Genomic DNA, 12915 nt, shown 5'->3' with positions numbered 1-12915 from the left:
ATTTACTCCTCTCCTGCCGCACAAAACGGTGAATCGATGCGCAGTGGAGCGTGAACCCATTTGCGAAACGTAATCATCGTTCCCCGGGTCTGGTCCTGGCTGAGTTCCAAATCATCGGTCATCTTCTCCATCCACTGCAAATGAATTCGACTTGGACCTTTGAAATGATCGAATAGTCTGACTTCTATACCGCTGGCAGACTCTCCTTTGTAGAGGCTGACGGGACGGATCATCATGTGGCCTTTTTCCGAGATTGAAATCAACTTCAAGGCCAGTTCCGAAATCGTATAAGCGATAACCGTTTGATCAACAAGACTGAAGCCGATCGTTTTCGCGATTTCTCTCCCTCGCTGACGTGCCAGGATCGCATCCGCCTTCTCCCGAATATGGAACATTTCCACGTGATTAACTCGCCTCCGCCCTTAAAATATCCGTGCAGATTCCGAGATGATATCGCTTACAGTAATCATAGAAAAAACTCCTAATTTCTGTCAACGGGAAATCCTGTCGAATTCGCTCGATTAAGCGCAAAGCCGGCCTAACGCAAAGAAAAGGCGCATTAGCGCCCTTTCCCGCCTCTGGAGTGACCCTTATCCCCGTCATCGCTTCCGTTGTCCCCGCTGCCGTGATTTTTGCTATCGTCCGCATCCTTGCCGCGGTCGTTGTCCTTGCCACGATCGTCGTCCTTGGCGCGGTCGTCATCCTTGTCCCGATCCGAGCCGCGCGAGTCTTCTTCCTTCGCCGGCTTGCCGCCGCCGTTGCCCGATTGAACGCCGTCATGGCGGCCGTCGGAAGCGTTTTTCGCTTCGTCGCTGCCGCCTTTGCCTTTGCCATTTGAACCGGAATGGCCGTTCCCGCCGTTATCGCGGGAATCGGAATTATTATGGGACTGCGAGGGCTGCTTCGGCGCTGATGGCGGAGGAGTCGGTGCTTTCACCGGCTTTCCGCGATCATCCTGCTTGCTTCCGCCGCCGTTGCCATGGCCGCCTTTATTATTGCCCGGGGAATGTTGATCGTCGCTAACATTGATCATCCCGCCGTTCTTAAGCGGCACGTTTGCGGGGTTTGCGCCGTTTTTGGAATCGTCGTTCTTAGGCCCGCTATTCTTGTCATCATCGCTCTTGGCGTCGTTCGGATTGTCGTCGCCGTTCCGTGAGCCGCGATTGTCCGGACCATGATCGCCCGGACCGTGTCCGCCGTTTTCCTCGCGCTCCTTGCGTTTCTCCTGCTCGTGCTTCAACAATTCCTGAAGCTGCTGCTTCTGCTGCTCCCGCAGCGTTTCCTTGGATACTTCTTTCGCCGGGGCCGGACTCTGCGGCTCGTTCGTTTGCTGTTTAACCGGCGTTGTATCGGCCACCTTCCCGCCGTTAACGCCGATGTCTTCCTTCCCTTTGCCGCTCCCGATATCATCCTTGCCGCCTGCGTCGTCGTTCAAGACCGCCGCAACGCCGCCCATCGGCTTCGCCGCCTGATGAATGGATTCCGACTTCAATTGTTTGATCGAGATGCGGTAGCCCTGCTCCTTGGCCATCAGGTAGAACGCCATCTTGCCGGAAGAGACCCCTGCCCGCTCGGCTTCGTCGCGGACTTCCGCCGGCGCGGAAAGCGTCGTCACCTCGACCTTGAGCTCGCGTCCTTTATCCGTTTTGGCCAACGACTTGCGCACGGCCGTGTCCATATGCGAAGTCAGGTCGATCTCGTTGGCAGCCACCATGCCGCTGCCGACGGCAACGCTCGTAATGACGACGTCCCCTTCCCCGCTGTTCAAGTACGGTCCCGCGCTGATGCGGTCCATGATGGCTTCGGTCACCTGCTGAAGCGGAAGGCCCTTGAATGTCAAGCCTTTCGTCACCGCCGCCCCGTCGGCATTGATCGCCCTCAGCACTTCCACGTGCTCGTTCTTGTCGATGCCAAGCTCGATGCTGGGGTTCACGTCCATGGTGAGATAGGCGACGACATTCGGCTGTTTCGAGAAATGCTGCACGATGAAGGGCGCAAACAGCAGGATCATCACGGCGGCGGCGCCGGCGCTGAAGCTGTAGAGCTTGCGCGGCCGCTGCAGGCGCCTTTGTTCCGCGAAGATGAATTCCTCGCCGATTCGAGGCTTGAGCGCAGTCCGCACTTTACGGAATTGACCGTCCGGCATCAACACGATGACATGCTTGCTGCCGGTTTCCATCACGATTCCACGACTCATGCTCTCACTCCTTCCACCGCGGGCAGTTCTTTCTGTACCGGTTCTTCGGGTTTTATGTATTGTTGCAAATACGGGAAATCGCCATTATGTAAAATCGATAGCGCGATGATGTATTTACGGTTGCGTTCGATCGTCTTGCGGGAAACGCCCGTCATCTCGCAGAGCTCCTTGATGGGCAGCTTCTGCTTCGTTTCCAAATTATCGTAAAGCACCGGATCGTTCGCCAATCGGCGGCTGATGGCGATGAGGAGCTGCCTGGAATCCGAATGCTTCGGCGAGATGTCCGGCAGCTCGCCGAACGTGATGGCGAACTCCTGCAGCCGCTCGTCGTACTCCGCGATCTCAAGCCTGCGCGCGTCCGCTTCCTGGCTCAGCGAATAACGGTGCATCGCTTCGTTCGTTTCGATCGGGTTCACGACCGAATCTTCGTCGTCGTCCTGATCGAAGGAGCTGTAAGGCACCATCCCCTGATGGCGGCTCTCTTTGCGGACATAGTCAATAAGCCTGCGCCGAATGACCGTTTCGGCAAAGCCGAGAAACGATTTTCCTGCCTGACTGGAGAATTGTCCGATCGCTTCGTCGAAAGCTGCCAGCGCGATGCTGAACTCGTCCGAACGTTCGGGATCGATATATCGCTTGCAAAATCGGCTCGTCACCTTGGCGATGTAAGGCTGGTACGCGTCGATGAACGCATTGCGCGACGCTTCGCCGCGGCGAATCCGCTCCACCATGTCTTCCGGCGAAACGCGGGTATCGGGGGTGACTGCGGACGTATCGTGCTTGCCGCCAAAAATTCGTTTGAACAGTACAAGTAGCAACCGCTCCACCTCACAAGTACAATTTTCGTGTTGTCGTCTTCGCTTGAGGGGGTAGACATTAAGAAATTCTCATAAATTTACGCATATAAAAAGCCTCCTTCGTCAGGAGGCTGGGATGCTTAACAATATCCTTCGGAGGTTCTGCGCTGCTTCAGCTTATTGCGCCGCTGATTCAGCACGCCGAGGCGTTTCTTGAGCTCGCCCTGCCAGCCTTCGTCCCCGATTTGCTTCGCAAAGCAGAGCAGGTCCAGCGCCATGTCGATTTGATTGCTGACGACGTCCATGGGATCTTCGTTCTCGTTATTGACGCAGTTCTCGAACAACTCTTTGTCTTCCTGTTCGACGTATTCGATAAAGTCGACCTCGGAAGCGCCGTCGCCATGTGCGTACTCCGCCAGGATCTCGTATTCGTTTTCGATCAGATAATGGATTTCGACGCGATGACATACCGGACAGAACAGAATAGGGACATTGTGAATATGCGTACGAAAATGCTTCAACGTGCCATTCGTGCCGATCATGCTGGCTCCGCAGCAAAAACTCATGCCGGACTCCCTCCTTAACTCCATAACCTCGTTCCACGCATCCTGAAACATGATTTACCTTATTCGTCCCGGGAAGGCATAATTCCTGCTTGCGCCGAGGCTGTAAACGCTCTCCGGCTCGCCATATATGCAAAGTATAGCCAAAATAACCGCTAACGTACAGCGAAGATGAAAAAGGAGACGCCGTTTCGGGCATCGCGGGCAACGGGATTCCTTAAACCTAGCGGACCCGCAGCCGAAAATTAAACTTTCCTCATCCAGCTGATAGTGCAGGTTGAACAGAAAAAACCCGGAGTCTCGGAAGACCCCGGGTTTTCGCCGTTCGGCACGGAAGCTTATTTCGCAACCAGGTGCTTGTCGCCCGGTTTCCAGTTGATCGGGCACAGTCCGCCGGATTGCAGAGCTTGCAATACGCGGAGCGTTTCTTCAACGGAACGGCCAACGTCGTTATGGTTGACGACTTGGTATTTGATCTCGCCTTCCGGATCGATGATGAACAGGCCGCGAAGCGCGATGCCTTCTTCTTCGATCAGGACGCCGTAGTCGCGCGCGACGTTCTTCGTGATGTCGGCTGCCAGCGGGAAGTTCAGCGTGCCAAGACCGTTGTCGTTGACGGGCGTATTGATCCATGCGCGGTGGCTGTGTTTGCTGTCTACGCTGACGCCGAGGATCTCGGTGTCGAGCTTCGTGAATTCTTCGGCCGCCAGGCTAAGCGCCGTAATTTCAGTCGGACATACAAACGTGAAATCCAATGGATAGAAGAAAAGGACGAGCCATTTGCCTTTGTAATCGGAAAGTGCTGCCGTGCTGAAGTCTTGACCGTTGCCTGTTGCGGTCTCCATCGAGAAATCCGGAGCCGGACGACCAACCAAACGTTCTGCCATGTAAAAAACCTCCTAAAAAGTGTTGGGTTGCATTGATTGAGAATGAAACTCAATTGGTGACTATGCTTAGAATAATACCAACTCTTTGGAACGAAGTCAATATTGAAACGATTCCTTGTTTATAACAATTCTAAATTATTTTTTCATGGCGGCAATGATCAGATCGCCCATCGCCGTCGTGCCGATCGCCTTGCTCTTGTCGACGGCGATGTCGCCCGTACGGTGTCCGGCATCCAGAACGGACTTCACCGCATCCTCGATGCTTTGCGCCGCGTCGGCATAACCGAAGGTCAGGCGGAACATGAGCGCCACGGAGAGGATCGTCGCGATCGGGTTGGAGATGCCTTGGCCGGCGATGTCCGGGGCGGAGCCGTGCACCGGCTCATAGAGGCCGAAGCTGCCTTCGCCGAGGGAAGCGGAGGAGAGCATGCCGATGGAGCCCGTCAGCATGGCTGCCTCGTCGCTGATGATGTCGCCGAACATGTTCTCGGTCACGATGACGTCGAAGCTCGACGGACGGCGCAGCAGCTGCATCGCGCAGTTGTCGACGAGCACGTGCTCCAACTCGACGTCCGGATATTCGACCGCGATCCGGTTCACGACTTCGCGCCAGAGGCGGGATGTCTCGAGCACGTTCGCTTTGTCGACGGAAGCCAGCTTCTTGCGGCGCGTGCGGGCGATCTCGAAGCCTTGGCGCGCGATGCGCTCGATCTCGGTGACGTTGTATACGCACGTATCGACGGCCTCCGTGCCGTGTTCGCCTTCGCGGCGGAACTTCTCGCCGAAGTAGATGCCGCCCGTCAGCTCGCGCACGACGATCAGGTCCGTACCGTCAAGCACCTCCGGCTTCAGGGTGGACGCTTCCTTCAAGCAGTCGAACACGTTGGCCGGCCGGATGTTCGAGAACAAGCCCAGCGCTTTGCGAATGCCGAGCAATCCCGTCTCGGGACGAAGCTCTTTCGGATTATTGTCCCATTTCGGGCCGCCTACCGCGCCAAGAAGAACGGCATCGGCATTTTGGCAGATGTCGAGCGTTTCCTGCGGCAGCGGCGTGCCTTTCTCGTCGATTGCGATGCCGCCGAACAGACCGTGCTCGGTCTCGAATTGGTAGCCGAACAATTCTTCCGTTCTCTTCAATACTTTCAATGCTTCGCCGACAACTTCCGGACCGATGCCGTCACCGGCGATGACCGCGATTTTTTTTACGTCTGCCATGGGATAATGAGCTCCTTTATTCAGGACCCGTTAGGCGTCCTCTGATTATGATTCTCAGTCTAAGCTTAGTTGTACCATAAGAACGCCATAAAGACAAAGATATGAAAGCTATGACTTTTATAGGCTGGAGATATAAACGAAGATTCGCGACGGCTAATCGGCTTCGGACGGGGCATTCTCCCCGGCTTCAGGTTGACCGGCGGTCAGGCCAAGCCGGGCTGTTTTCGTTTCATTCATTGCATCAGCCAACTCGCGTTCCCGCCACCGCTGGTTGACCCACGTAATGACGAAGCTGATCAGGCCAAGCACTGCGAATACGATGATTTTGTAGATCGTATCCTCGCCCGAGAGATCGAATAGCAGCGCCTTCGCGGCTACGACGACCAGCACGATGGAGCCGAACCAGCGGAACAAGCGTCCGCGGCTGTAAGCGCCCCATAGGAACAACATCAAGGCATACGCCGCCCAAATGACGGATAAGATCAAGTCGGTTCCGGCATGCCAACCATATTCGTCGGCTGCATTCGTAATCTGGACGGTCAACAGCCCGCCTACGACGAGATGCGAGAGAAGCGCGTACATATGGCCGAGCGCGGCATGATCGCTTTCTTGACGGAACGCATCATAGCGGACCTTTCTCGCGAAATAAAAACCGATGGCCGCCAGCAGCATCCATGCAGCCGCCCCGCCGTTGAGGAAGGGGACATAGAGGGAAAACCAATCCAGCCGCGGCGCGCCCCAAGTGGTGGCGAACCAATAGATGCCGGTGAAGAACCAAATGAACGTCGACGCCAACTTCAGCGCATCCGACTTCAGCTTTAGCCCGGCTGCTACGAGCAGTACCGCGATTCCGGACCAGACAAAGACGCCAATGACGGGGCGGTACTCGGATCCCCTGCCGATCTCGGCAAGCCCGATCAGGAAAGCAAACCCGCCGAACAGCAGATGCGAATAAAACGCGGCTTTCTCATGCTTGCCGAACTTGGCAACCAGTACGCCCATTAACATGTACAGGACACCGATGGCCATCAGCAGCAGGGTCATCGAAGGCCGGTTGCCGAGCAGCGTCGGCGCCCACAGGCAGAAAACGACCGTATTCGTGAAGCTCCCATACATATTCCAGCCGGCGAATCCGCTTTTCTCGCGCCATGAGGCCACGAAGAAGGCCATCGCATAGAAAACGAATGCCGCAAGCGCATAATAGGTCGGCATCGTAAACCAACCATTCTCGGTGTGGTCGAAGTGCAAATAATAGACGGCATACAAAATCCAGGTTGCCGCGAATGCGGCGATTCTGGCTTCCAGCCAAGACTTCGAGATGCTGATGGCGAAATACGACGCATTGACGACCAACAAATAGAGAAAGAGCGGAAATACATGATCACCGTCCGGCCGAAGAACAAACGGCGCAAGCAGCGCGCCGGCAAGGCCGAGTCCGAGCAACAAACGATAATTGTACCGGAATGCATAGGTCGTGACGCCAGCCGTTATGGCGGACATCGCGATGAAGACGGTAAGCGGCTCCCAAATGGCTGCATAAACGCCGGCATACGCGCAGGTCATATACCAGACGGCCGCTCCCAGTCCCGTAAGAATCTCGCCGAAGCGTTTGCGGTCGTCGCGCTTCGCAGTCGCGACGCCGGCCGCGACGGCAGCGGCGCCGGACAGCAGACCGACGCCCAGTTTCATTTGTTCCGTTATTAAGCCAAGGTCCGCGGTGTACTTAAACAATGTCGCCAGCGCTGCCAGCAGAAATACGACGCCGATCATGGTCGTCCAATGCCTGTTCCACAATTCGTTCATTTCGGGCTGCCCCCAGTTAGGATGAAGTATTAGGATATGCTCCTTACTTCATATTGTAGGGCCGCCCCGCAGACCTGGGTAAGTACCAACTTTCCCTGGTACCCCGCCGGCGAATGCTCAAAACAACTCGTGGTCCTTCGCCTTCTGCGCCGCTTCCTTGCTGCTCCTGCCGCCGATCTTGCGCAAGATATTGCCTACGTGGTTCTTCACCGTCCGCAGCGACAGGAACGATTGCTCGGCGATCTGAGTTTGGCTGTAACCGTCGTGGATCATGGCGAGCAGTTGCACCTCCGAGGGCGTCAGCATGCGTTTGAATTTATCCGTCTCGTATTCGCGCTCCAGCTTCTTCAACCGGCGGAATTCCTCCAGCATCTGCCTGGCGGCCGATGCGTCGATGGCGGATCGGTCCGACGCCGCCTGCCTGACCGCCGCGGGAATCGAGGCGTAATCAGATTTGACGAGATAATTCACCGCGCCTGCGCGAAACGCTTCCGCGACGAACGCTTTGTCCTCCATGGACGTCAGCATGATGATGCGCGCCTGCGACGAGGACGACAGTTCGCCCGCAAGCCTGAGGCCCTCGGGACTGTCCGCCATCATGATGTCGAGCAGGATAATGTCGGGCGCGGCATCTGCAGCCAGGGCGAGCGCAGCCGCCGGATCTTCCGTCTCGCAAACGACCGTCAGATCCGCCTCTCCGTTCAAATAGGCGCTCAGCCCCCTGCGCCAGTCGGGATCGTCTTCCACGAGCATGATTCGAATCGGCATGCCGTTCATCGCGACCCTCCTCTCTTTCTGCGTACCGCGCGAAAATGAAACCGCACGACCGTGCCGGCGCCGGGCTCGCTGGCGATGCGAAGCTCCCCGCCCTGCCGGCTCATCAATTGAAAACAATACGCAAGGCCGAGGCCGAAATTCATTTCCCTGCCGCTCTTGGTCGTGAAGAACGGTTCCGTCACTTTGCGCAGATGCGCCTTGGCAATACCCGTGCCGGTATCGCGGACTTCGATCGTGCCGCCGCGCCTGCCGCTGAAGACCGAAACGGTCAAGACGCCGCCCCCCGGCATCGCGTCGATGGCGTTTTGCAGCACGTTATGGATCGCTTCCTTCGTTTGCTCGGGATCCGCTTCGGCGACGGCGTAGTCGTCCAGCTGCGCATGCACGGCGATGCCCCGCTCGCCCGTTTGTCCGGCGATGGCAGCGAGCTGGCTCCGCACCAGTTCGGACAACGACGCTTCCCGCACCTGCAGGCGCAGCTCCTGCGTCCGTTCATGAACGCTGCGGATCATCGCTTCGATATGCACGGCGGCCGTGCTCACGACGCGCAAGTCCGCGCGCAGCTCGTCTTGACCGCCAGCCTCGCGGGCCATTTTTTCGGTAAAAAGCTTGATTTTGCCAATGTCGTTCTTGATCGCGTGGTTCAGCATCGCCGTACCGCTCGTGATTGCCCGAAGCGAATAGTCGATCTGGCGTTTCTCGATCAGCAGCTGGACGCCGAGAAAGCCGAAATTGAACAGCGAAAATAGGAAGATCACGAACGCGAAACCGATCGGCCATACATTGTAGACCCACAGGCGATACAAGCCGAAGAGCGGCAGCACGTAATTCATCGTCAGCGCGATCAGCACGGCCGGCAGCACGGCCAGCAGCAGCAAGGCGTGCGCGCGGCGCTCCGCCGGGTGAACATGCGCCTTGGTCACCATTAGCGCCGTTCCGAGCGCGGCATACGGAAGCGCCCAAACCGCGAGCAGGTTGTAGTGCACGGGATAATGCTCCGCAAGCGGAAGCAGCAGCATGCCGAGCGGCATCAGAAGCGCGACATAGTGCAGCCACCGATACGCGCTTGAAGGGAGCAAATCCCGATTATACGCGGCGCCGAAGCATAGAAAGCCGTAAGGCAGCCCGTAATAGCTGGTCCACGAACAGCAGCGCTGCAGGACGCGCAGCACCTGTTCGTCCGAGACGTCGATCGCGCCGCTGCCGAGCCAGGCGGCGATCCAAGCATCCAGCACAGAAGCGAGCGCGCCCATTCCCCCGCATAACGCGACAAAGCTAAGCCACCGTCCCGCCGGATTCCGCCGGTTGGCGATGAGCAGCAGCCCCGATGCGCTCCAAAGCATGATCCATACAAACAACATTCCCCAGATGCTCCCCCATCGAACGGCCAACAATTGTCGGATTTTCTTCATTATACCATGGCGAAACCAAGACCAGCGCACGATTTACAAAGACCAAACCATTGCACGCGTCCTACGGCGCTGCAGCGCAGCAGGCAGGCGAGCGTCTAACGTCCAACCAAATTCCCCCTTAATGTGGCAGGTCTTGACCGTCAGGCAAGACGAACTGAGGCTTGCTGCACTTCTTACATAAAGAGCACCGGCAATCAGGTCAGACGGTCGCCTTGTCCGTAAGGCAAGACGAAGGGAGGCTTGCAACTCTTCTGCCAGCCAATCCTAGGCTGCTGGCCACTCCTAGAAAAAACAAAACGCCCCAGCAAGCCCAACCGGGCCGCTGAAGCGTTGTCTCTTCTGCTTTAAGATTTAAAGGTTCTATTAACAAGCGTGCCCGGAGGGCGGGACGGAGTCGGAGAAATGAAATATTCGCTTATGTAGTCGGATTTCCACCTCTAAATGTTTCATCAAATCAAGGAAATCCGAACTACAACAGCGATCGTAGACCCGTCCGCCCGCAGGGCGCCCCCCCTTGTTCAATGAGCCGTTAAATCAGGCTCATTTTGTCGCGTCTGCCCGGCGTCTTCCGCTTCTCCACCAACCGGTTCAAAGCATCGACGTAAGCGCGCGCGCTGGCTTCGAGAATATCCGTGCTGAGGCCGCGGCCTTGGGCGGATACTTCGTCCTGCTTCAGCACGACATGCACTTCGCCGAGCGCGTCCTTGCCGTGCGTGACGGATTTGATGGAGTAGTCCTCCAGCTCCACGTTCTCCGCCGTCAGCGCATCGATGGCGTTGTAGATCGCATCGACGGAGCCGTTGCCTTCCGCCCGCGTCTCCTGCACGCTGCCGTCCCCGATGCGGATGCGCAGCGTCGCGCTAGGCGTCGATTTGTTGCCGTAGCTGACTTCGATCTGCTCGAGCGCGTACACCTCGGGCGTATCGACGAGCTTCTCTTCCAGCATCGCGCGAATGTCTTCGTCGCTGACGTTCTTCTTCTTGTCCGCCAGATCCTTGAACTTCGCGAACGCCGCGTTCACGGCGTCGTCGCTCAGCTCATAGCCGAGATCGATCAGCTTCTCGCGGAACGCGGCGCGGCCCGAGTGCTTGCCCAGCACGAGCTTGGAATCGACCAAGCCGATCGTCTCCGGCGAGATGATCTCGTACGTCGTTTTCTCCTTCAGCATGCCATCCTGATGGATGCCGGATTCATGCGCGAACGCATTCGCCCCGACGATGGCTTTGTTGCCCGGCACGACCATGCCCGTCAGCTTGCTGACCAGACGGCTCGTCTTGGCGATTTCCTTCAAGTTCAGCCCCGTCGTCGCCCCGAAGAAATCCGATCGTGTCGCTAACGCCATCGCGATTTCTTCGATCGCCGTATTGCCCGCGCGCTCGCCGATACCGTTGATGGTTCCCTCGACTTGATCCGCGCCGTTCAGGATCGCGGCCAGCGCGTTCGCCGTCGCCATGCCCAAATCGTCGTGGCAGTGCGCGCTCAACTGGATTTTCTCGATGCCCGGCACCTGATTTTTCAGCGTTTTGAAAATATTCCCGAACTCCGAAGGGTTCATGTAACCGACCGTATCCGGAATATTGACGACCGTTGCGCCCGCTTTGATGGCCATCTCCGTTACTTGGCAGAGAAAATCCAGCTCGGTACGGCCCGCATCCTCGGGGGAAAATTCGATTTTGCTGAAGTATTGCTTCGCGTAACGGATCGCGCGCTCCGCCGTCTCCAGGACCTGCTCCTTCTCCATGCGAAGCTTGTGCTTGCGGTGGATCGGGGACGTGGCCAGGAACAGATGCAGGCAAGGGTCCTGCGCGCCCTTCAGCGCTTCGCGCGCCGCGTCGATGTCCTGCTCGCGGGAACGGGACAAGCCGATGACCGTCGCGTTCTTGACGGCGCGGGCGACCGCGTTGACTGCCGCAAGATCGCCGGGGGAAGCCGCAGGGAAGCCCGCTTCGATGCGGTCTACGCCGAGTCTCTCGAGCTGGTACGCGATTTCAAGCTTTTCCTTCGTGTTCAGGTTCACGCCCGGAGATTGTTCGCCGTCACGAAGCGTCGTATCGAAAATATAAATTTTGCGCATGAGTTACACCTCGGACTTCAAGAATAGTCCCGGATAGCGAAACGGCCCTGACATCTATCGCTTACGCAAGAGACGCAGGGACCGGTCCGCTTATCCGGGCAACAAGCTTATTATCAAGTTATGACCGGCAGGCCCGGTACAGAATGTCTTACTTCTTGATCCAGTGCATCAGTTCGCGAAGCTGGCCGCCGACCACTTCGATCGGGTGCTGCGCTTCGTTGCGGCGCGTAGCCGACATGAACGCGTTGTTGGATTGGTTCTCCAAGATGAAGTCGCGCGCGAATTTACCTTGTTGAATGTCCGTCAGAACGGCTTTCATCGCTTTTTTCGTTTCGTCCGTCACGATACGGGGACCCGTTACGTAGTCGCCGTATTCCGCCGTGTTGGAGATCGAATCGCGCATCGTGGACAAGCCCCCTTCGTACATCAGGTCGACGATGAGCTTCAGCTCGTGCAGACACTCGAAGTATGCCATTTCCGGCGCATAGCCGGCTTCGACCAACGTTTCGAAACCTGCTTTAACCAGCGCGGTCGCACCGCCGCAAAGAACGGCTTGCTCGCCGAACAGATCGGTTTCGGTTTCTTCGCGGAACGAAGTTTCGATAACCCCGGCGCGCGTGCAGCCGATGCCTTTCGCATAAGCCAGGCCGATTGCTTGCGCATTGCCCGTCGCGTCTTGCTCGATCGCGATCAGACCGGGTACGCCGAAGCCTTCGACGTATGTGCGGCGAACCATGTGACCCGGCGATTTAGGAGCAACGAGCAGTACGTCGTTGTCTTTGCGCGCTTTGATTTGACCGAAGTGAACGTTGAAGCCGTGGGAGAACATCAGCGCTGCGCCTTGTTTCAGGTTCGGCTCGATTTCTTCTTTGTAAACGCGGGCTTGCGTTTCGTCCGGCATCAGGATTTGTACGACGTCGGCCAGCTTAACGGCTTCGCCTACGGACAAAACTTCGAAACCGTCGTTTTTGGCTTTCTCGGCGGATTTGCCGGCGCGAAGGCCGATGATGACTTTCAGTCCGCTGTCGCGCAGGTTTTGCGCTTGCGCGTGACCTTGGGAACCGTAACCGATAACTGCGATCGTTTTGCCTTGCAGAACGCTTTGGTCTGCATCTTTTTCATAATACAATGTAACTGCCATTTGTAGATGAAGCCTCCTTTTATTGGACCCTTTTGAGCGGGTGTTACAG

The 12915-nt window shown here is 57.1% G+C and carries 11 protein-coding genes; all 11 read right to left on the bottom strand.

The features are described 5' to 3' along the window. Positions 1–2: 2 nt before the first annotated feature. The 11 genes from AC50YL_RS27755 to ilvC all read right to left on the bottom strand — a co-directional run bounded on the left by AC50YL_RS27755 (position 3) and on the right by ilvC (position 12866). Entirely contained in the window at positions 3–401 is a 399-nt protein-coding gene (locus tag AC50YL_RS27755; protein WP_494836261.1) for an ATP-binding protein, read from the bottom strand. 158 nt (positions 402–559) lie between these two features. Further along, the gene (locus AC50YL_RS27750; protein ID WP_494836259.1) at positions 560–2197 is read right to left on the bottom strand and encodes an anti-sigma factor domain-containing protein; all 1638 of its coding nucleotides are present in this window, start codon (positions 2195–2197) and stop codon (positions 560–562) included. Next, positions 2194–3015: an RNA polymerase sigma factor SigI gene (gene sigI, locus AC50YL_RS27745; RefSeq protein ID WP_494836258.1), complete on the bottom strand. Its 822-nt coding sequence runs from the start codon at positions 3013–3015 to the stop codon at positions 2194–2196. Before sigI ends, AC50YL_RS27750 begins: the two co-directional genes overlap by 4 nt. A 119-nt stretch (positions 3016–3134) precedes the next feature. Further along, positions 3135–3560 (bottom strand): hypothetical protein, encoded by a 426-nt coding sequence (locus AC50YL_RS27740; RefSeq protein WP_161745635.1) that lies wholly within the window; start codon positions 3558–3560, stop codon positions 3135–3137. 335 nt (positions 3561–3895) lie between these two features. After that, positions 3896–4444: a peroxiredoxin gene (locus AC50YL_RS27735; RefSeq protein ID WP_494836256.1), complete on the bottom strand. Its 549-nt coding sequence runs from the start codon at positions 4442–4444 to the stop codon at positions 3896–3898. A 135-nt stretch (positions 4445–4579) separates the two neighbouring features. Then, positions 4580–5659, bottom strand: a complete 1080-nt coding sequence (gene leuB / locus AC50YL_RS27730) for a 3-isopropylmalate dehydrogenase (protein ID WP_494836254.1) — start codon at positions 5657–5659, stop codon at positions 4580–4582. A 153-nt stretch (positions 5660–5812) separates the two neighbouring features. Then, on the bottom strand, positions 5813–7462 hold the full coding sequence (locus tag AC50YL_RS27725) for a DUF2339 domain-containing protein (RefSeq protein WP_494836252.1): 1650 nt from the start codon (positions 7460–7462) through the stop codon (positions 5813–5815). 117 nt (positions 7463–7579) lie between these two features. Further along, the gene (locus AC50YL_RS27720; RefSeq protein WP_494836251.1) at positions 7580–8239 is read right to left on the bottom strand and encodes a response regulator; all 660 of its coding nucleotides are present in this window, start codon (positions 8237–8239) and stop codon (positions 7580–7582) included. Continuing rightward, entirely contained in the window at positions 8236–9600 is a 1365-nt protein-coding gene (locus tag AC50YL_RS27715; RefSeq protein WP_494836250.1) for a sensor histidine kinase, read from the bottom strand. The genes AC50YL_RS27720 and AC50YL_RS27715 overlap by 4 nt, the downstream gene beginning before the upstream one ends. Positions 9601–10180: 580 nt before the next feature. Continuing rightward, positions 10181–11725 carry a 2-isopropylmalate synthase gene (locus AC50YL_RS27710; RefSeq protein WP_494836248.1) on the bottom strand — a complete coding sequence of 515 codons (1545 nt, stop codon included), beginning with the start codon at positions 11723–11725 and terminating at the stop codon, positions 10181–10183. A 148-nt stretch (positions 11726–11873) separates the two neighbouring features. Beyond that, positions 11874–12866, bottom strand: coding sequence for a ketol-acid reductoisomerase (ilvC, locus tag AC50YL_RS27705; RefSeq protein ID WP_494836247.1), 993 nt, complete (start codon positions 12864–12866; stop codon positions 11874–11876). Positions 12867–12915: the final 49 nt, after the last annotated feature.

Source organism: Paenibacillus sp. J22P277, from assembly GCF_059383675.1.
This window is presented reverse-complemented; position numbering and strand designations above follow the sequence as displayed.

Bases quoted from the DNA above. Each gene is read 5' to 3' on its own strand.
- AC50YL_RS27715 (WP_494836250.1), bottom strand. From the start codon at position 9,600: ATGTTGTTTGTATGGATCATGCTTTGGAGCGCATCGGGGCTGCTGCTC.
- AC50YL_RS27740 (WP_161745635.1), bottom strand. From the start codon at position 3,560: ATGAGTTTTTGCTGCGGAGCCAGCATGATCGGCACGAATGGCACGTTG.
- ilvC (WP_494836247.1), bottom strand. From the start codon at position 12,866: ATGGCAGTTACATTGTATTATGAAAAAGATGCAGACCAAAGCGTTCTG.
- leuB (WP_494836254.1), bottom strand. From the start codon at position 5,659: ATGGCAGACGTAAAAAAAATCGCGGTCATCGCCGGTGACGGCATCGGT.
- AC50YL_RS27735 (WP_494836256.1), bottom strand. From the start codon at position 4,444: ATGGCAGAACGTTTGGTTGGTCGTCCGGCTCCGGATTTCTCGATGGAG.
- AC50YL_RS27725 (WP_494836252.1), bottom strand. From the start codon at position 7,462: ATGAACGAATTGTGGAACAGGCATTGGACGACCATGATCGGCGTCGTA.
- AC50YL_RS27750 (WP_494836259.1), bottom strand. From the start codon at position 2,197: ATGAGTCGTGGAATCGTGATGGAAACCGGCAGCAAGCATGTCATCGTG.
- AC50YL_RS27720 (WP_494836251.1), bottom strand. From the start codon at position 8,239: ATGAACGGCATGCCGATTCGAATCATGCTCGTGGAAGACGATCCCGAC.
- AC50YL_RS27710 (WP_494836248.1), bottom strand. From the start codon at position 11,725: ATGCGCAAAATTTATATTTTCGATACGACGCTTCGTGACGGCGAACAA.